This window comes from Trinickia soli (assembly GCF_002879855.1).
Taxonomy (GTDB): domain Bacteria; phylum Pseudomonadota; class Gammaproteobacteria; order Burkholderiales; family Burkholderiaceae; genus Trinickia; species Trinickia soli.
Genome location: NZ_PNYB01000009.1, coordinates 1 through 19,542, shown reverse-complemented (window position 1 = coordinate 19,542; position 19,542 = coordinate 1). Strand labels below are relative to the sequence as shown.

The 19,542-nt window shown below is 65.3% G+C and carries 16 protein-coding genes; 11 read left to right on the top strand and 5 right to left on the bottom strand.

Features of this window, described 5'->3' with window-relative positions:
* Positions 1-11: 11 nt before the first annotated feature.
* Both C0Z19_RS12295 and C0Z19_RS12290 read right to left on the bottom strand, forming a co-directional pair.
* A complete protein-coding gene (locus C0Z19_RS12295) occupies positions 12-1,400 on the bottom strand; it encodes an MdtA/MuxA family multidrug efflux RND transporter periplasmic adaptor subunit (protein WP_102610118.1) in 1,389 nt (462 codons plus the stop codon).
* 242 nt (positions 1,401-1,642) lie between these two features.
* Positions 1,643-2,479, bottom strand: a complete 837-nt coding sequence (locus tag C0Z19_RS12290) for an IclR family transcriptional regulator (protein ID WP_102610117.1) — start codon at positions 2,477-2,479, stop codon at positions 1,643-1,645.
* A 537-nt stretch (positions 2,480-3,016) separates the two neighbouring features.
* On the opposite strand from C0Z19_RS12290, the gene C0Z19_RS12285 reads away from it, so the two are divergent.
* The 5 genes from C0Z19_RS12285 (at position 3,017) to C0Z19_RS12265 (ending at position 8,547) form a co-directional block, all read left to right on the top strand.
* Positions 3,017-3,952 carry an ABC transporter ATP-binding protein gene (locus C0Z19_RS12285; RefSeq protein WP_102610116.1) on the top strand — a complete coding sequence of 312 codons (936 nt, stop codon included), beginning with the start codon at positions 3,017-3,019 and terminating at the stop codon, positions 3,950-3,952.
* Complete coding sequence (locus C0Z19_RS12280) at positions 3,949-4,710, top strand: ABC transporter permease (RefSeq protein WP_102610115.1); 762 nt, start codon at positions 3,949-3,951, stop codon at positions 4,708-4,710. The genes C0Z19_RS12285 and C0Z19_RS12280 overlap by 4 nt, the downstream gene beginning before the upstream one ends.
* Positions 4,711-4,800: 90 nt before the next feature.
* Positions 4,801-6,402 carry a sensor histidine kinase gene (locus C0Z19_RS12275; RefSeq protein ID WP_102610114.1) on the top strand — a complete coding sequence of 534 codons (1,602 nt, stop codon included), beginning with the start codon at positions 4,801-4,803 and terminating at the stop codon, positions 6,400-6,402.
* A 19-nt stretch (positions 6,403-6,421) separates the two neighbouring features.
* Positions 6,422-6,913, top strand: a complete 492-nt coding sequence (locus C0Z19_RS12270; RefSeq protein WP_102610113.1) for a response regulator — start codon at positions 6,422-6,424, stop codon at positions 6,911-6,913.
* Positions 6,910-8,547 carry an ATP-binding response regulator gene (locus tag C0Z19_RS12265; RefSeq protein WP_102610112.1) on the top strand — a complete coding sequence of 546 codons (1,638 nt, stop codon included), beginning with the start codon at positions 6,910-6,912 and terminating at the stop codon, positions 8,545-8,547. The genes C0Z19_RS12270 and C0Z19_RS12265 overlap by 4 nt, the downstream gene beginning before the upstream one ends.
* An 18-nt stretch (positions 8,548-8,565) precedes the next feature.
* On the opposite strand, the gene C0Z19_RS12260 is transcribed toward C0Z19_RS12265, so the two are convergent.
* Positions 8,566-9,147, bottom strand: a complete 582-nt coding sequence (locus C0Z19_RS12260) for a DJ-1/PfpI family protein (protein WP_102610111.1) — start codon at positions 9,145-9,147, stop codon at positions 8,566-8,568.
* 181 nt (positions 9,148-9,328) lie between these two features.
* On the opposite strand from C0Z19_RS12260, the gene C0Z19_RS12255 reads away from it, so the two are divergent.
* On the top strand, positions 9,329-9,781 hold the full coding sequence (locus tag C0Z19_RS12255) for an Rrf2 family transcriptional regulator (protein WP_102610110.1): 453 nt from the start codon (positions 9,329-9,331) through the stop codon (positions 9,779-9,781).
* A gap of 158 nt (positions 9,782-9,939) precedes the next feature.
* Positions 9,940-10,584 carry an NAD(P)-dependent oxidoreductase gene (locus tag C0Z19_RS12250; RefSeq protein WP_102610109.1) on the top strand — a complete coding sequence of 215 codons (645 nt, stop codon included), beginning with the start codon at positions 9,940-9,942 and terminating at the stop codon, positions 10,582-10,584.
* Between the two features lie 47 nt (positions 10,585-10,631).
* Here C0Z19_RS12250 and C0Z19_RS12245 read toward each other — a convergent pair whose 3' ends face one another.
* Positions 10,632-11,300 carry a cysteine dioxygenase family protein gene (locus C0Z19_RS12245; RefSeq protein ID WP_102610108.1) on the bottom strand — a complete coding sequence of 223 codons (669 nt, stop codon included), beginning with the start codon at positions 11,298-11,300 and terminating at the stop codon, positions 10,632-10,634.
* A gap of 159 nt (positions 11,301-11,459) precedes the next feature.
* Here C0Z19_RS12245 and C0Z19_RS12240 point away from each other — a divergent pair, with 159 nt between their 5' ends.
* Together C0Z19_RS12240 and C0Z19_RS12235 are read left to right on the top strand one after the other, a co-directional pair.
* Positions 11,460-11,912 (top strand): Lrp/AsnC family transcriptional regulator, encoded by a 453-nt coding sequence (locus tag C0Z19_RS12240; protein ID WP_102610107.1) that lies wholly within the window; start codon positions 11,460-11,462, stop codon positions 11,910-11,912.
* A 114-nt stretch (positions 11,913-12,026) separates the two neighbouring features.
* Positions 12,027-12,239 carry a hypothetical protein gene (locus tag C0Z19_RS12235; RefSeq protein WP_102610106.1) on the top strand — a complete coding sequence of 71 codons (213 nt, stop codon included), beginning with the start codon at positions 12,027-12,029 and terminating at the stop codon, positions 12,237-12,239.
* A 15-nt stretch (positions 12,240-12,254) separates the two neighbouring features.
* On the opposite strand, the gene C0Z19_RS12230 is transcribed toward C0Z19_RS12235, so the two are convergent.
* On the bottom strand, positions 12,255-14,528 hold the full coding sequence (locus tag C0Z19_RS12230; RefSeq protein ID WP_102610105.1) for an FUSC family protein: 2,274 nt from the start codon (positions 14,526-14,528) through the stop codon (positions 12,255-12,257).
* Between the two features lie 217 nt (positions 14,529-14,745).
* Here C0Z19_RS12230 and recC point away from each other — a divergent pair, with 217 nt between their 5' ends.
* Together recC and C0Z19_RS12220 are read left to right on the top strand one after the other, a co-directional pair.
* Positions 14,746-18,246, top strand: a complete 3,501-nt coding sequence (recC, locus tag C0Z19_RS12225) for an exodeoxyribonuclease V subunit gamma (RefSeq protein ID WP_102610104.1) — start codon at positions 14,746-14,748, stop codon at positions 18,244-18,246.
* Positions 18,243-19,542, top strand: a 1,300-nt coding sequence (locus C0Z19_RS12220) for a UvrD-helicase domain-containing protein (RefSeq protein WP_199180774.1), incomplete at its 3' end; no start/stop codon positions are given. The genes recC and C0Z19_RS12220, both read left to right, overlap by 4 nt.

The following is a 19,542-nucleotide window of genomic DNA, read 5'->3' as shown; positions in this document are numbered from 1 at the left end:
CGGGGCCGTCGTTATTGCGCGCCGTCGCTGCCGGCGGAGGCGGGACGGTGACGGTGAGCCGATGCGGCGGAGGCGCCCGACGCCCCGGCCGCGCCATGCCCGCGTGCGCCCGATGCGCCGCGCACGACGCTCGCGGCATCGGGCGCGACGGTGATTTTCACGCCCTCGCGCAGACGATCGGAACCGTCGATCACGACGCGTTCGCCCGCTGCCAGCCCCGACGCGATACTGGTGCGCTCCCCGTCGATCGGCCCGACCTTGACGGGGCGCACCGTGACCGTGCTGTCTGGCTTGACGACGTAGACGAACGGGCCATTGGCGCCGTTCAGCACGGCCGAGCTCGGCACGATGACGGCCTGGTGGAGCGTGTCGATCAACAACCGCGCGTTGACGAATTGGTTCGGAAACAGCATCTGCTCCGTGTTCGGAAACAGCGCGCGCAATTTGACGGTCCCCGTCGCCGTATCGATCTGATTGTCGACGGTTTCAAGGTAGCCCGCTTCGAGCGAGACCGTGTTGTTGCGGTCGTAGGCCGTGGTCGAGAGCTTTGCACCTGCGCGCATGCGCGTGAGAATCGCGGGAAGGTTGTCTTCGGATGTCGTGAAGACGACGCTGATCGGCTGCAGTTGCGTGATGACGACGATGCCGTTCGCATCCGACGGCGTCACGTAGTTGCCGGGATCGACCTGACGCAAGCCGACGCGGCCCGACACGGGCGCCGTGATACGTGCGTAGGTGAGGTCGAGCTTGTAGGTGTCGATGGTCGCGTGGTCCGACTGCACCTGGCCTTCGTACTGCCTGACGAGCGAGGCTTGCGTGTCGACTTGTTGCCGCGCAATCGAGTCCTGCGCCAGCAGGGCTTGGTAGCGCTTCAAATCCAGCCGCGCCGTTTGCAGCAGCGCGCTGTCTTTGGCCAGGGCGCCTTCGGCGTTTTCGAGCGAGATCTGATAGGGCCGCGGATCGATTTGCGCGAGGACGTCGCCGGCTTTGACGAGTTGGCCCTCTCGGAACGCGATGCTCTGAAGCGTGCCCGAAAGCTGCGTTTTGACGGTGACGGTGGCGAGCGGCGTCACGGTGCCGAGCGCCGTCAACACGATCGGCATCTCGCCCGTCGCCGCGCTGGCGACATGAACCGGCTGCGGTGCGCCCGCGAGGGCGCCGCGACGGCCCGATCCGCCCTGGCGCGCCGTTGCAGCCGAGCCCGGGCCGCTCGGGCCGGTCTGGCTCCGGTGCCGCAGCCAAAGCACCAGGGCGAGGGCGAGCGCGACCAGGACGACGGCCGTGACGACGCGGCGCCGCGTCCGCGCACGCCGTAGCGCGGACGCGTTGGCATCAGCGGCGGGCGGCTCGGTGCGCGGAGCGGTTTCGTTCGAGGATGAGCGGTTTTCTTGTTCGGCCATCGGATGTATTCAAGCGGAGTGCAAAACGGCGGAGCGTGCGAGCTGACGGCGTGGGCAGCGCGAGGGCAGGCATGGTCGGTGGGCGTTCCGTGCGGCGCAACGAGGCCGACGAAAAAAGGGCCGGCTGGGACAGCCCACCGATGCAAGATGCTACGTCCCGCCGTCGCGGCCAGTCCAGCCCCGGATCTTTCGGTTTCTTACGGGCGTTACAGACCGGCGCGGCGATGGCGGGCCGCCATCGGTCAGTCGCGCAGCCGTTGGTGCGGCGCCCCGCCGATTTCGCGGACGATATGCTCGACGCACTCGGTCAAGGCCGGTGCGGCATGCTCGATGAGCCATTCGCGGGGGCAGAGGTGAGCCGCGCCCCCGCAGTTGATCGCATAGCGTTCGCCCGACGGGCCGACGAAGCCCGCCGCGATCGCGTTCAGATCCGCATACCACTCGCCCGTGGCGATGGCGAAGCCGAGCGCCCGCGTTTCCTCGAGCGAAGCGGCGAGGCGTGCGTGGATATGCGGCCAGTCGTCGCCCAATGCCGCTTGCAGCCCGGCCATCAGCGCCCGGCGCTCGGGCTCGGCCAGTGCCGCCAGGTAGGCGCGGCCGACGGCCGTCCTCGTCAGGTCCATCCGCGAGCCGACTTCGAGCCTCGACACGAGGACGGCCGAACGCGGGCGAATGGCGTCGATGACGACCATATCGAGCCGGTCGCGGGCGCCCAGGTGAACAGACAGCGACGTTCGTTCGGCCAGATCGATCAGGAACGGCCGGGCGCGCGCGCGAATGTCGAAGTTGCGCAAGAAGCCGTTGCTCAATTCCAACACCGAGGCCGTCAGCACGAATCGTTCGCTGTCGGGTAACTGAAAGAGAAAGCCGGCGCTCACGAGCGTGGCCGTGATGCGCGAGACGGTCGGCTTGGGGATGCCCGTCAATTCGGCCAACTCGCGGTTGCTGATCGGCGCGTCGGCGGATGCGACGCGCCGCAACAGCGTCAGACCGCGGGAGAGGGCGATGATCTCGTCGCTGGAGCCTTCCTTGGCCTTGTCGGCTTTGGCTCGGGCGGATGGGTCGGAAGGTGTCGACACAGTGGGCTCGTGACAGTTTTTTGAAATTGGATTTCAAGTCTGAGGTTATCACTGAGTCTACGCCAAGCCTATCAACTCAGCATTAGGTAATATTTGCCGTTTTCAGAGTGTGAAATCGTTTCCGTTTTCGGGCTTCCTGTTACCTTTTCGGAAAAAATTATCTTGACTTCGTCAGCCGAAAGGGAAAGAATGGAATCTGATTTCGAAACGAGGCGTCCCAAGCGATGCCAGATCGGGCCGGCGGCTTGCCACGGCAGAGATCTCAGGTTCGAAATACCGTCTCTCAGGTTCTAGCACGGCCCTCGGAATGGCTAGAACTTCTTTAAGGCGCCACGGCAACGTGGCGCCTTTTTTTTCGCGCGTTCGGCATGGCGCACGGGTCGCGGCGATCACTGTTTGGCTGCTGGCCGCGCGCGGGGTTCCCGCTCGAATGCATGGCGCATGGGTTCCCGGCAGCCGCGGCACGCTTCTGCTATCGTCGCTCTCTGCTCGAGCCGGTGCTCGGGCGACCACTGCGATTCCCTTTCGCGGAGTTCCATGCAAACGATTCTCACCATCTCGAACCTCTCGAAGGTCTACGCGTCGGGCTTCCAGGCGCTCAGGGGCGTCAATCTCGAGATCCGCCGCGGCGAAATCTTCGCCTTGCTCGGTCCCAACGGCGCGGGCAAGACGACGCTCATCGGCACCGTTTGCGGCATCGTCAATCCGAGCGAAGGCCAGATCCTCGTCGACGGCCACGACATCATCAAGGACTACCGCCGGGCACGGGCGATGATCGGTCTCGTGCCGCAAGAGTTGACGACCAACGCGTTCGAGACGGTATGGGCGACTGTCTCGTTCAGCCGCGGGCTGTTCGGCAAGTCGCCCGACCCGGCCCACCTCGAGAAGGTGCTGCGCGCGCTATCGCTGTGGGACAAGCGCAACAACGCGATCATGACGCTGTCGGGCGGCATGAAGCGGCGCGTGCTGATCGCCAAGGCGCTCGCGCACGAACCGGCCGTGCTGTTTCTCGACGAACCGACGGCCGGCGTGGACGTCGAGCTGCGGCGGGACATGTGGCAGCTCATGCGTACGCTGAAAGAGACGGGCGTCACGATCATCCTCACGACGCATTACATCGACGAAGCCGAAGAGATGGCCGACCGCATCGGCATCATCAACCGCGGTGAAATCGTGCTGGTCGAGGAAAAGACCCAGCTGTTGCGCAAGCTCGGCAAAAAGCAGTTGACGTTGCAATTGGAAGCGCCGCTCGCGCAGGTGCCGCCCGAGCTGGCCGGCTATCGGCTCGACTTGTCGGCCGACGGCGGCGCGCTTACGTACACCTACGACGACACGCAATCGGAGCGCGCCGGCATCGTCACGCTGCTCAACGATCTGGGCGCGGCTCAGGTGCGGTTCAAGGATCTGCAGACGACACAGAGTTCGCTCGAAGACATTTTCGTCGACCTGGTCAAGAACGAGGAGCGCTCATGAACTATCACGCGATGCGCGCGATATACCGTTTCGAAATGGCGCGCACCTGGCGCACCTTGATGCAAAGCGTGATCTCGCCCGTTATTTCGACTTCGCTTTACTTCGTCGTGTTCGGCGCGGCGATCGGCTCGCGCATCCGCGAGATCGACGGGATCAGCTACGGCGCGTTCATCGTGCCGGGGCTCGTCATGCTCTCGCTGCTGACGCAGAGCATCAGCAACGCGTCGTTCGCCATTTACTTCCCGAAATTCACGGGCACGATCTACGAACTGTTGGCCGCGCCCGTTTCATACTTCGAGCTCGTCGTGAGCTTCGTCGGCGCGGCCGCAACGAAGTCGATCGTGCTTGGGCTGATCATCCTGGCGACGGCGGCATTTTTCGTCCCGCTGCGTATCGAACATCCGTTCTGGATGATCGTTTTTCTCGTCCTGACCTCGGTCACGTTCAGCCTGTTCGGATTCGTGATCGGAATCTGGGCCGACGGCTTCGAGAAACTGCAAGTGGTCCCGCTCCTGATTGTGACGCCGCTGACATTCCTGGGCGGAAGCTTTTATTCGATCGGCATTTTGCCGCCGGTCTGGCGCACGATCGCGCTGGCGAACCCGGTCGTCTATCTGATCAGCGGATTCAGATGGAGCTTTTATGGCATCGCCGATGTGCATGTGGGCGTCAGCCTGGCGATGACAGCCGTATTTCTTGCCATTTTTACCGGCATCGTGGCATGGATATTCAAAACCGGTTACCGATTGAAGAACTGACGCGCTCTTTGTCATTCTCTTAAAAGGTCGACATAATGCGTCAATCGCCGGCGCTCGACCGGCCGGGCCTCCGATTCGCTTTGACCGCGCATGAGACTGACAACCAAAGGGCTGTTGCTGATCGCTATTCCGACGCTGGTCGAGGTCGCGTTGCTTTCAGGGCTCATGAAAGCGCAAAACGACGCCGAGCAGGCGGAGCAATGGTCGTTGCATAGCAAGGACGTATTGCGGCAGACGAGCGCCATCCTGGAGCCCGTGCTGATCGAATCGGTGCGCATGCGCGGCGCCGTGCTGAAGAACGAGCGTTCGTCGACCACACCCGTGACGCTGTGGATCGATCTCGATCGCCGCATCGACCGCCTCGTCGATCTCGTCGCCGACGATCCGGTCCAGGTCGAACGCGCGGCGCAGATCCGCCAGACGATCCAGGCCTATCGGCAGTGGTCGGATCGCGTGCAGGACTTGCTGCGCACGGGCCGGCGCGAGGACGTGCTCGAACGTTTCCGCAGCCAGGCCAGCGTCGACGTCGTCGATCGCTTCCGCGCCCAGCTCGCCGCGTTCCAGAACGAGGAGCTGCGCATGGACGCCGTGCGCTCGGTGCAGGCGGCCGATGCGCTCGCTCAGCAGCAGCAATTGACGGCGGCCGTCGTCGTCGGCTCGATCGTGATGACGGCGCTCGCCGTGTTCCTGTTCACGCGCGGCTTGCGCGGGCGGCTCGCGCGCTTGTCGGACAATGCCGAACGTTTGGCCGAGAGCTCGCCGCTCGGTCCGCCGTCGTCGGGCAACGACGAGATCGCGCAGCTCGACGAGATCCTGCACGATACGAGCCGGCGCCTGCTCGAGTCGGAACGGTTGCAAGCGCGGTTTCAGAGCGACTTGGCGCGCCGCGCCGACGAGCTCACGCGTACGAACGAGACGTTGCATCAGCAGACGCAGGAAAACGAGATGTTCATCTACAGCGTCTCGCACGATCTGCGCGCGCCGCTCGTGAACCTGCAGGGTTTCTCGAAGGAGCTCACCCATGCGTGCGACGATCTGCGCGAGGCCGTGCGCTCATCGTCGTTTGCGCCGAACGAGCGCGAACGTATCGAACGGGTCATCGACGAAGATATCGGCGAGGCGTTGCGCTTTCTGCAAAGTGCCGTTTTGCGTGCGGCCCACATTATCGATTCGCTGCTGCGTCTTTCGCGCGTGGGGCGCGTCGAATACCGGCGCCAGGAAGTCGACGTCGGCTCGGTGGTCCGCCACGTACTCGATGCCATGCAGGCCTCCATTCGCGATTGTCATGCCGAGATCGTCGTCGAGGAACTTCCGCCTGTCTGGGGCGATCCGACGGCGCTCGAGCAGATTTTCGCCAATCTGATCGGCAACGCCATCAACTACCTCGACCCCGACCGGCCGGGCCGCATCGAGATCGGCGCGCTGCCCGCGCCGCCCGGTGTGCGCACGCTGCGGATCTTTTACGTGAAGGACAACGGGCTCGGCATCCCTGCCGGGGCCATGCCCCGACTGTTCAACGCCTTCCAGCGGCTGCACGGCAGCATTGCCGCGGGCGAAGGGATCGGGCTTGCGCTCGTGCGCCGCATGGTCGAGCGCCATGGCGGCCGCGTGTGGGCGGAGTCGACGGAGGGCGAGGGCACCACGTTCTATCTATCGCTGCCGGAAGCGGCCAAACAGGTCGTCGCCGCTTAACGAACAGAGGAAGCACACCATGCACAACCCAACCGGGCCCGCGGGCCAGAGCGCGACGGCGCTGCCGACTCCGGGGCAATCGGTCGGCATCATCCTGATCGAAGATGACGACGGTCACGCCACGCTGATCGAGCGCAACCTGCGGCGGGCCGGCTTGACGAACGGCTTCACGCGCTTTTCGGACGGCCAGGAAGCGCTCGATTATTTCTTCAGCGAGACCTCGGCGTTCGCGCGCGAAGAGTTGCCGCCGTCTGTGATCCTGCTCGACCTGAAGATGCCGCGCATCGACGGTCTCGAGGTGCTGCGGAGGCTCAAGGCCGATCGCCGCACGGCGTCGCTGCCTGTCATCGTGCTGACGACGACCGACGATCCGCGCGAGATCGAACGCTGCTACGAACTCGGCTGCAATGTCTACGTCACCAAGCCCGTGGAGTACGACGCGTTCATCGAGGCGGTGCGGCGTCTCGGGTTTTTCTTGCAGGTGGTGAAGTTGCCTGCGGGCGCCAGATGAACCCACACGCATTGTTCGTCGACGACGACGAAGGCTTGCTGCGGCTGGCTTCGCGTTCGTTGACGCGAGCCGGCTATCGCGTCAGCGTCGCCGCGAGCGCGGCGGCCGCGCGCCAGATCATCGCGGTCGAGGCGCCCGATGTCATCGTCATCGACTATGCGCTAGGCGGCCCCGAGACAGGCCTGGATTTTTTACGCGCGCTGCGTTCGCAAGGCCCCGTGCTGCCGGCCATTCTATGCACCGGGTTCGCCGACGAGGCGCGCGTCATCGAGGCGCTGCGCTCGGGCGTGGCCGATGTCGTACCCAAGAGCGAAGGCTATCTCGACTACCTGCCCGAAGCGATCGAGCGCGTGCTGCGCGAGCGGCGCATCGAGCGACAGCTGGCGCAGGCGCAGCGTGCTCAGCAGCGCGAGGCGCATTTTCGCGCGCTGGCCGAAGAGCGTGAAGCGCTGCTCGCCGCCGAGCGTGCGGCGCGCGCCGAAGCCGAGCGCGCGTCGAGAATGAAAGACGAGTTCGTCGCAACGCTATCTCACGAGTTGCGCACGCCGCTCAATGCGATCGTCGGGTGGACGCAATTCTTGCTGCGCGATGCGAACGTGTCGGAGTCGCAGCGCAAGGGCCTGGACGTCATCGATCGGAACGCGCGCGCACAGACGCGGATGGTCGACGATCTGCTCGATTTTTCGCGCATTCTGGCGGGCAAGCTGCGGCTCGAGACCGAGCGCGTCGATCTCGTGGACGTGCTCGAATACGTCATCCGCTCAGTCGAGCCTGCTGCGCAGGCCAAGGACATTCGGATCGTCTCCTCGCTGGATGCAGGCGCGGCCGTGCTGGGCGATCCGTCCCGTCTGCAACAGATCGTCTGGAATCTGCTGTCGAATGCCGTCAAGTTCACCGGCAAAGGCGGGCTCGTCGAAGTCGGGTTGCGCGGGGGCGAAAGCGAGGTCGAGCTGACCGTTGCCGACACCGGGCAGGGGATCACTGCGGAGTTCCTGCCTTACGTCTTCGAACGTTTCTGTCAGGAGGACGCCGGGATCGCGCGCCAGCATGGCGGGCTCGGGCTGGGGCTTTCCATCGCGCGGCAACTCGTCGAGATGCACGGCGGCAGGATCGCCGCGCGCAGCGATGGCACGGGCCGCGGCGCGACGTTCGTCGTGACATTGCCGGCGGCGGGCGCCGAGCTCGCGCGCGCGCGTGACGGCGAGCCGCTGCCGCTCGATACGCCGCCCGCGCTCGAAGGGTTGCGCGTGCTCGTGCTCGAAGACGAGCCCGACGCGCGCGAGCTCGTCGAACGCGTACTGCAGGAGCGGGGGGCTCAGACGCTCGTGTTCGCTTCCGCCACCGAGGCCTTGAGCGCGTGCCTGAAGGATGCACCCGACGTCATCGTCAGCGACATCGGACTGCCGGGCGTCGACGGCTACGAGTTCATGCGCCGCTTGCGCACGTCGGAGGCGCAGCGAGGTCGCACGACGCCGGCCGCTGCACTGACGGCCTTCGCGCGCAGCGAAGACCGGCGCCGCGCGTTGCTGGCCGGCTTCCAGACGCACTTGGCCAAGCCGATCGATCCGCTCGAGCTTGTCGTCGTCGTGGCCGCCTTGGCGGGGCGCACGACGGCGTTCGCAGACGGCGCATAGCGCAGCCGCCGCGCGCGCTCAAAGTTCGATGCGCGTACCGAGCAAGACGAGGAACTGGCGCAGCCACTCGGGGTGCGCGGGCCAAGCCGGGGCGGTGACGAACGGCGCATCGGTCACGGCGGCATCGACGGGGATATCGGCATACTCGCCGCCCGCCAACCGGACTTCGGGCGAGCAGGCCGGATAGCACGAGATGCGTTTGCCGCGAATCACGTCGGCCGCCGCGAGCAACTGCGCGGCATGGCAGATCGCCGCTATCGGCTTGTTGTTCTGCGCGAAATGACGCACGAGTTCGATCACGCCGGGGTTGAGCCGCAGGTATTCGGGGGCACGGCCGCCGGCAATGGCGAGCGCGTCGTAGCTGCTCGCATCGACATCGTCGAAGCTCGCGTTCAGCGTGAACTGATGGCCCGGTTTTTCGGTGTAAGTCTGGTCGCCCTCGAAGTCGTGAATTGCTGTTTTCACCTTCTCGCCTGCCTTCTTGCCGGGGCACACGGCGTCTACCGTGTGTCCGACCGCCTGCAAGGCCTGGAACGGCACCATCGTTTCGTAATCTTCGGCGAAATCGCCCGTCAGAAACAGAATCTTCTTCGCAGCCATGACCTTCTCCTTTCCAGGTGAGGGGACAAACGGAATCAGCTTGCACAGACGTTGAGCGAAGGGGCAGTGTACTCCTCGCGCGTGACCAGATCGCGTCGTCGGGCGATGCGCGTTTCGGTCGCCCTTGCATCGCCGTTAAAATGTAATTATGATGGTTACACTTTTGAGCCGTCGGTCGAACATGAATACGAGCAGTCGCTTCGCCTACGCCGTCCATATTCTGGCGTTGCTGTCGTTGCAGCAGGGCGAGCCTTTGTCGTCGGAAATCATTGCCGGCAGCGTCAACACCAATCCGGCGCTGATCCGCAGGCTCTTGTCGATGTTGGCGCAGGCAGGGCTGACTACGTCGCAGCTCGGCGCGGGCGGGGGGGCATTGCTCGCGCGCGCGCCAAGTGCGATCAAGCTTGTCGAGGTGTATCGCGCTGTCGACGAGGCGCGTTTGTTCGGGCTTCACCGCGACACACCGAATCCGGCCTGTTTGGTCGGGCGGCACATTCAGCAGGTGCTTGTCGGTATCGTCGATGATGCACAGCTCGCCATGGAGGCGTCGCTGGGCTCGCGTACGCTGGCCGACGTCACTGCCGGTGTCATCGCGGCTGAAAGCGCGGCGAACGCAGGGCAGGCGGGCAGGTAGAGGCGCTCGGGCACCGGGGGGCTTGCAGCGGGATGAGATGGGAGAGGCGAGGCGATGAACGCCCGCCGGGCGGGTACCAGGCAAGAGGCGAGGCCTCTTTTTTTAACGCAAAAAATGTAATCGATATAGTTACATATCATTCTGACAGGAGCTGTGCCATGCAAAAAACTTTGAAGATCGCCCTTTTCGGCGCGACGGGCATGATCGGGTCGCGTATTGCGGCCGAAGCGCTTGCACGCGGACATGAAGTGACGGCGCTCGCGCGGCACCCCCGCCCGATCGATGGGCTGCCCACGCTGGCGGTGATCGCCGCGGATTTGTTCGACGCGGCTGCGAGTGCCGAGCGCGTGCGGGGTTTTGATGTGATCGCCAGCGCCTACGCTCCGCCGCGTACCGAAGCCGCGAAGGTCGTCGACGCGACCCGCGCATTGGTGGCGCTCTCACGCACGACAGGAGTCAAGCGGCTGGTGGCCGTGGGCGGGGCGGGCTCGCTGGAAGTTGCGCCAGGCAAACAGTTGGTCGATACCGAAGGGTTCCCGGATGCCTACAAGCCGCAGGCCCTGGCACATCGCGAGGCATTGGCGTTTTATCGAACGGTAACCGATGTCGATTGGACCTTCTTTGCGCCGGCCGCGCTGATTGCGCCGGGCGCCAAAACGGGCGCGTTCCGCACCGGAACCGATACGCTGATCGTCGATGCGAATGGCGAAAGCAAGGTTTCCGCTGAAGATTACGCGATCGCGTTCGTCGATGAAATCGAAGCAGGCCGGTTCGTTCGTCGCATTGCGACGGCGGCCTATTGATCGAAGCGCGCGAAACGGTCGCCCCCGAAAGCGGCGCCACGTGGGCGCTAGCGCACGCCCATGTCGAGCGAGGGTTCCACCGCTGTCGCGACGAGGCGATTGACGTGCGTGGCAATGCGCTCGCCCTGCACGCCGTACACATGCAATGACACTGCGGGCCGCGTGCCCGTATTGGCGAGCCGGTGTATCGCCGCGAGCCCGGCGCGGACGTACGAAACGGCGCCGGCGGCGCGCGCCTGCGTCCTTAGCGCGGAGGCGCAGTCCGTGGCGTCGTCCCATTCGTAGAGCGTTTCCTGCAGTACGCCTTCGAGTACCGTGTAGCCGCACCAGGTGTGATGGCCATGCACGGGGCTCGCCTGCCCCGGCTGCCACACGAGCGCCGCCGCGGCGTAACGGCCTTGCGGATCGGCGATCAACAGATGACGCCGGTAACAGTTCGCGGCGCCCTCGGATTGCTCCGGTGTGAGCAGGACCTCCTCGGCAGCGGCTTGGGCGAGGGCGTTTCGCATGCGTTGCGCAAACGCGGCGCCTTGCGCTTCGGCCGGATCGGCGCCGTCAGGGACCGCCGCGAACGCGGCGTCCAGCGCGTCTCGCAACCGGTCGATTGCGGCGGCGGCTTCCGCGTGAACGTCCGCCGGCGCGCGTTGGACGGCAACGCCGCGCGTATTGAACGACGCAACGGGTGACGGCGATAACGATTCGAAGTGTTGGCCCATGGGTTTCGTGCCTTTTGTTGCGGGACGCGCCGCACGACGGCTTACGTCCGATTGATCGATGGAGCATTTATATCGTTTTATCGATAAAAAGAGTTTCCCTATAATTTCACGATAGCGGGCAAATGTAGAAAAATTTTCTATCTGGAGATCGAAATGGGAATGGATGCAATCGACCGGAAGCTAGTCGAGCTGCTCCAGGCCGATGCGACGCTGCCGATCGCCGAGTTGGCGAGCCGTGTCAATCTGTCGCAAACGCCTTGTTGGAAGCGCGTGCAGCGGCTCAAAGAGGAAGGGGTGATTCGTGCGCAGGTGGCGTTATGCGACGCACGCAAGCTGGGCGTTGGCACCACCGTGTTCGTCGCCGTGCGCACGAATCAGCATACGGAAGAGTGGGCGAGCCGGTTCGTGCAGGCCGTGCGCGATATTCCCGAAGTCGTGGAGGCCTACCGGATGAGCGGCGAGACCGACTATCTGCTGCGCGTCGTCGTGTCGGACATCGACGATTACGACAGGGTCTACAAGCAATTGATCCGGGAGGTGGCGCTGTTCGACGTCAGTTCGAGCTTTGCGATGGAGCAGATCAAGTACTCGACGGCGTTGCCGGTGCGGTGATGCGCGCCATTTCGGCGGCGGCGTCGGCGCCGTGCCGATGCGCGTAGAATGCCGGCTTCCGCCTTATCTCTTATTTTTCCGGCGGCCTGTCGATGCCCGTCGAGACCTCTTCCCATGAATGATCCGCGCCAACCGAACAAACCTAATCCGACAACCCGCGTCGCCGTGCTCGTCGTCGTTATCGTGCTGATCGTCATCGGCACGTTCCTTTACAACGCAATCAAAGGCAAGCGCGAATACGACGAGCAGAATGCCGCGGCCACGTCGACGGCAGCCCAGGTGGCGAGCGGCGTCGCGGCCGCAAGCTCGAGCGGCGCATCACAGTAGCGCTTGCCTCATGCCTTAAGTTTGCGGCAGACGAATCACCTCGACGTCTTTGCGGATCAGCAGCGATGCGGCCAGCATCTGCTTGCATTGCAGCGCGAGCAGCTTGATTTCGCCGACGAACTCAGCGGTTTGGGTGCCGGCTCGCTCGATCTCGACCACCATCGTATCGAGGTCGCGCTTGAGCAATTTCGTCGTTTCGCCCTGATCGGTCGGCAGCGGCTTGCCCGCCTGCGCGCGCGTAAGGTTCTCGCGCACGGCCGATAGCGCGCGTTGCAGCGCCTGCGAGCCGTCGGGCTCGTGCTGCGCCATGCTGCGCAACAGCGGCGCGGCGGCCGTGATGTGCGCGGCCAGTGCATGGCTTTGCACCAGCAGGTCGTTCAACTCGGGCACGAAGCGTTGCTGCGACTTCGGTTCGAGCATCATGCGTCGGAATGCCTGCGCGAGGTTCGCGAATGCGATGTGGACGTTCTTACGCGCGAGCCGATAGCCGAAGTCGCGTTCGTCCGCGTTGACCGTGTCGCGCGGCGTCTCGCTCGTTGGCATTTCGGCAGCCTTGCCACCCGCGACATGACGCACGTTGCCCCACCACCAGGCGCTGTCCAGATATTGGCGCGTCGCGGCAAGCATCTCCTCGACAAGATTGCCCATCAGCCGATATTCCCAATAGGGAAACAAATGGCTCGCCGCGATCGCGAGCGCGCAACCGATGACGGTATCGATCGCACGCTCGCCGATGATGCGCATGCTGCCTGGCGCGAGCAGGTGGAACAGCAGCAGCACGTACGAGGAGGTGAATACGACGCTCGCCGCGTAGTTGAACAGCAGCAGGCTGTAGCTCATCACCATCGATGCGAACATGAAAACGAGCAGCACCGCGGGCAATTTGACGAACCAGATCAGTCCGAGGCTCGCCGCGCAACCGATCGCCGTGCCGACGATCCGCTGCGTATTGCGCTGCTTGGTGAGCGAATAGCCGGGCTTCATGATGATCAGCGTCGTCATGACGATCCAGTACGCGTTCGTGAGCGGCAGCAGCCGGCCGAGCCAAAAGCCGAGAGCGACGGCGATCGTCACGCGCAGTGCGTGCCGAAAGCTCGGCGATGCCATCGTCAGGTTCGAAAAGATTTGCCGCAGCGGCACGCGCCTGCCCGACAGGAACCGCATCAACTTATGGTCGATGCGCAGCTCGGTTTGGGCAACCGGCGTTTCGGCCGCGAGATTCTTTTTCATCTTGTCGATGAACCGGACGCCGCTCCAGATGCGCCGGAACGAGGAAGAGGCAGCCGCATAAGCCTCCGGGTTGCGCTCGGGCAGCCCCTGCTTGCGCATGAGCTCGATCTCGTATTCGATCGCGCGCATTTCCGCCTTCATGTTCACGTGCGCTTCGGGCCGCCGGTCGTGCAGCACAGCGAGTCCTACGTCCTCGAGATCGCGCGCGGCTTTGCGGATCAAATCGCGAAAGAACATCATCACGTCGGCATTGCCGAACGTGCTGCGCAGGAGCGGGTAGTCGGTATGCGCGCCGACGAACAGTTCGTGCAGATCGACCGTGTTGATAAACAGGTTGAACAGCTTCACGCGACCCGCGTCGAGCTTGCCGCGCCGCAGCTTCGGCAGATTGCGCAAAACGATCGCACGCGCGGCGTCCTGCATCTCGACCGCCGTCGTTTGCCGTTCGACGAGATTGCGGTAGCAGTCGTCGAGGTTCGCGTCGACGTCGTAGAAATCGGCCCGGGCCAGCAGATAGTCGACGCAGGCGAACACGTTTTCGGCCAGCGCCTGCTTTTCGATCCGGTGCGCCTGCCATTGCGACACGAAGGTCGCCCAGTAGGTGTACCAAAGGCCGCCTGCGAGAATCCAGGCCGCATTCGTGAGCGCATGCCATGGCGTGAAGTGCTCTTCGAGCGTCATCACCATCATGAACAGCGTCGCGAAGCTGATCTGCGGCCAGCGATTGCCGTAGACGACCGTCAGCGACAGCGCGAACGTCAGCGCGACGACGGTAGCCCAGAGCGCGAAGACGTTGAACGTCGCCAGCCCGGTTGCAAGCGCGGAAACGAAGCCGAGCACGCTGCACACGAGCATCTCGTTGTGCTTGTATTTGAGCGGGCCCGGCATATCGACGACGCAGGCGCCCAGCGCGCCGGTTGCGATCGTGAAACCGAGCTCGGCCTGGCGAAACACGACGAGGCACAGAACGGCCGGCAGCGAAACGCCGACGGCCATGCGCAGTCCCCCGAAAAAATATTGGCCGTAGAGAAATTTTTCGATTTCTTTCGAGTAGCGCATCGATCTCGAGGCGGCGGAGTCAGGCTGAGCAGGGACAAGGGTTGGCGTGGAGTCTAACGTATTTCCCGCGCCGCGGGCACCATGGACGGCGGCGAACCGGCCGGGCGGGGCGGACGGCCCTGCGCGAGGGCGGGTGCGTTTGCTATGCTGACGCATTTGCGCGCCTCTTCAAGGCAAGGCCTGAAGGCCGCCAGGCTCCATCGACCGCCAAGGGTTCATGCTCCAGCTTTTCTATTCGAATCGCTACGAAACGCTCGTCCAAGCGCTGACCGAAGACCTCGCCGCGATGCCGTCCGATCCCTGGACGAGCGAAGAGATCGTTGTGCCGAGCGCGGCCGTGCGTCGCCGTTTGGAACTTGAATTGGCCACCCGGCGCGGTATCTGCGCGAACGTCAACTTCAGCTATCTTGCACAGTGGCTATGGACGCAGATCGGCGGCGTCATCGATGTGCCGACACATTCGCCGCTCGGCATCGAGCGGCTCGCCTGGCGCTGCTATCGCTTGTTCGCGCAGGGCGAGGCGGGGCCGAGCGAGACGGCCGCTGGCGGCGACCCGGCGCGCGGCCATGCCGCGTGGCTCGAGTCTGCACGTCTTCGCAGCTATCTCGATGCAGCCGATCTGCCGATGCGATATGAGCTTGCGCGGCGCGTGGCCACCGTCTTCGACCACTACCTGACGTACCGCCCCGAATGGCTGGCGCGCTGGCAGCAGGGGCGTTCGATCTTCGACGCCGGTCCGGGTGGGCTTGCGCCGTTGTCCGCGGCGAACGCCACGGGCTCGGTGCGTGAAGACGAAGGCTGGCAAGCCGCGCTGTGGCGTGAGCTGCTGACCGAACTCGCCGACGCGAGCGGCGTCGCAGGCGTAGCCGACGCCACCCCGCCTGCGCATCGCTTCCTCGAACTCGTGCGCACGCTCGATCTGGACGCCGTCATGCGGGCGCGCTGGCCCGCGTCGGTCAGCGTGTTCGCGCTGCCGACGATCGCGCCGCTCTACATTGCGCTGCTGCGTGAGCTGTCGCGCTGGATCGACGTGCGTCTTTACGTGATGAACCCGTGCCGCCAGTTCTGGTTCGACATCGTCACCGAGGGCAGGGCACTTGCGCTTCAGGCCGCCGATACGCTCGATTTCCACGAGGTCGGTCATCCGCTGCTCGCGCAATGGGGCCGGCAAACGCAGGCCCACCTGCATCTGTTGCACGAGCTGACTGAAGGCGCGGCGTCGGGAGAAGCGACGCGCTATAGCGAGAACGAAGAAGCGAATTGGCTTGCTCGCGTGCAAAACGCGATGCTCGATCTGGTGCCGGAAGCACCCGATGCACCGGAAGCATCGGGTGCGCCTGATGACGATAGCGAAGCGGCGCAAAGCGCCGCGCGCGGTATCGAGGTGCATGTGTGCCACAGCCTGTCGCGCCAGCTCGAAGTGCTGCACGATCGGCTTCTCGGTTGGTTCGACGAGGCGCGTGCAAGCCGGGGCGACTCGCTGCCGGGGCTGCAGCCATCCGATGTGCTCGTTGCCTGCCCCGATCTCGCGGCGGCCGCGCCGCTCATCGAAGCCGTCTTCGGCACGACGCAAAACGACGAACGCAGCCGCATCCCCTATCGCATCACGGGCCTGCCGCCGTCGCAAGCCAACCCGGTTGCCCGCGTTTTGCTCGACTGGCTCGCGCTTGCCGAACGCGGGGTGACGGCGCCCGAAGTCGTCGAATGGCTGCGCGTGGACGCGGTCGCGGCGCGCTACGGGATCGATGCCGTCGCGCTCGATCTCGTGCAGAGCTGGCTCGCGCAAGCTGGCGCGCGACGCGGGCTCGCAAGCGAGGCCCCGGAGGGACAAAGCGAGCCCGCAGCCCATGCCGTGACGGGCGCGCGCCACACCTTCGCCGATGCGTTGACGCGTTTGTTTCTCGGTTACGCGATGCCGGACGACGCCGATCCTGTCGACGCCTGGCTGCCGGTCGCCGGTCCGCGCGGCGGCGATGCGCCGTTGCTGGGCCGGCTCGCCCGCTTCATCGACGATCTATACGGTTTCGTGCGGCGCTTGCGCGAGCCGTTGACGTGCGACGGCTGGAGCGCACTTTTGGCCGATGCGCTCGCCCGCATGTTCGACGCAGCGCCGCCGTTTGCCGATGCGCTCGCGAACGTGCGCGACGCGATCGAACAGGCGCTCGATGCGATGCGCGACGGCGCACGCGAGGCCGCGGCCCCGGCGGCCGTCATGCGGGCAGCGTTGACGGTGGCGCTCGACGATGCCGCGCACGGCGGCGTGCCTTGGGGGGGCGTCACGTTTTCGTCCCTGACCAGCCTGCGCGGATTGCCCTATCGCGCGATCTGCCTGATCGGCATGGACGACGGCGTATTGCCCAGTCTCGCGCGCGCCGACGAATTCGATTTGATGGCGGCCCTGCCCCAGCTGGGCGACCGTCAGCGCCGTGCCGACGAGCGCAATCTCTTCCTCGATCTGTTGCTTGCCGCCCGCGATCGTTTCTTCATCAGCTACACGGGGCGCAGCATTCGCGACAACGCACCGCTGCCGCCCGCGGCGCTCGTCGATGAATTGCTCGATCATCTGGCCCGCGCGAAGGTCGGCGCCGATGCCGCGCCCGCGGCGTTCGAGGCTGCGCGCAAATCGTTCATCGTCGAGCATCCGCTGCAGCCGTTTGCGGCGGCCTATTTCGGCGGCACGCCCGCTCATTTCACCTACGATGCCGAGCGCGCACGCCTTGCCGAGCGGTTGGCGCAAGAGGCCGACCCCGTCGCGCCGGCGTTCTTTGCCAAGCCGTTGCCGCCCGAGCTGCCCGAGCCGATTGCCTTCGTCGACTTTCAACGGTTTTGGCAACACCCCGCGCGCACGCTGCTGCGCGAGCGCCTGGGCGTCGTCCTCGACAAGACGCAGGGCGAGTTGCTCGAAGTCGAGCCGTTCGAACTCGACTACGCGGGCCGCGATGCGCTCGCCGATCGTCTGCTGCCGCGTTTGATCGACGGCGACGACGAAACGGCGCGTGCGCGCGCATGGCGGATCGCGCAGACGAGCCCCGAGCTGCCTGCCGGCGCGACGGGCGATGTGCTCAAGCGCCGCGAGCTCGGTTCGCTCGCGCGTCTGGCCGGCGAGGTCCGAACGGCCCTGGCCGCGGGCGCGGCACGCGTGCCGTTTGCGCTCTCGGTGGCCCCGTGCTGGCCCGACACGGACGGCGTGGCGCTATTCGGCGAGCACGACGCGGGGTTGTGCGAGGCGCTGCGCGAAACGGCGCCCGTGCAGTTGCACGGCGCGCTGAACCGGGTGACCGGCGCCGGCCAGATTCTCTATCGCTATGCGAGTCCCAACGCGCGCGAATATCTGCACGCATGGCTCGCCCATCTCGCGTACTGTGCGGCGCAGCCTGACGGGCCGTGCCGCACGGTTTGGTATGGCGCCTCGGAGCGCTTCGCGTTTTCGCGCGTGGCGGCGCCGCTCGCTTACCTCGCGCCGCTCGTTGCGCTGTTTCTCGCCGGTCGCCGGTTGCCTTTGCGCTTCTTCCCGAAGAGCGCATGGGCCAAGGCGAACGGGGGCGATTCGGAGGCGCTGGGCGTGTGGATCAGCGATCGCGTTCGCGGCGAATCGGACGATGCTGCCCTCGAGATCGCCTGGCGCGGTCTCGACCTGACGCTCGACGAGCCGTTCGGCGCGCTCTCGCGCATTGTCTTCGAACCGCTGATCGCGCATCTGACAGGAGGCGACGCATGAGCGGCTTCGATTACGACAGCGGGCGCAATCGCCACGCATTCGATCCGTCGCCACCTGAGCCGCTCGATGTTTTCACGTGCGCGCTGGCGGGCGTCAATCAGATCGAAGCTTCGGCCGGCACCGGCAAGACGTGGAACATTTGCGCGTTGTATGTCCGGCTGCTGCTGGAGCGCGATCTGAACGCCGATCAGATTCTCGTCGTCACGTTCACGAAGGCGGCCACGGCCGAGTTGCACGAGCGCATTCGAACGCGTCTTGCCGAACTCGCGCGTGCGATCGAAATCGACGACGACGGCGGCGATCCGTTCGTCGCGCAGTTACTCGCGACGACGCTCGGCCCTGGCGGGCTCGATCGCGAGCTGGCCGGCAAGCGTATTCGGCGAGCGCTGTCGACGTTCGATCAAGCGGCCATCCACACGATCCACGCATTCTGCCAGCGCGCGCTGCAGGAGGCGCCGTTTGCGGCCGCGATGCCGTTCGCGTTCGAGATGGAGGCCGACGACGCCTCGCTGCGCTTCGAGCTCGCCGCCGGGTTCTGGCGCGAGCGCGTGGAACCCGTTGCGGCCGCGTATCCGGCGTTTGCCGCGTGGCTCGTGGCGCGCGGCGCGACGCCGCTCGCGCTCGATGCGCAGCTTGCCCGGCGCTTGAAGAAACCGCTCGCGCAGCTGCGGTGGGGGGCAGCGGGCGCCAGCGCGCCCGCGCTCGAGCCCGAAGGCGACGACGAGGCGCGAACTCATTTCGACGCGGCCTGCGCGCTTTGGCGCGAGGAGCGCGAGGCGATCGCGCGGTTGCTCGACAGTGCCCAGGCGGGACTAAAGCAAACGTCGCACAAGAGCGAAGCGGTGCGCGCGGCGCTCGACGCATGGAGCCGTTATTTAGCAGAAGGCGATTGCCACGCGCCGCCGCCGCGCGAAGCGCTGAAGCTGACCGCAACGGCGCTCGCCAAGGCGACGAAAGTCAAGTTCGCGCCGCCCGAGCATCCGTTCTTCGCGCTGGCCGACACGCTCGCCAAGGCCTCCGAGACGGCGGAGGCGACTCACCGTGCGCGCTGGCTCGGCTTGCTCGCGTTATGGCTCGAGCAGGCCCCCGACGCGCTGGCCGCGATGAAGCGCACGCGCCGGCTTGCCTCGTTCGACGATCTGCTGGCCAATCTATACGGCGCATTGACGGACCATCCCTGGCTGGCCGATACGCTGCGAGCGCGGTACCCGGCGGCGCTCATCGACGAATTCCAGGACACCGACCCGCTGCAGTTCGCGATCTTCCAGCGCATCTTTGCCGGGGCGGGCCGGGATG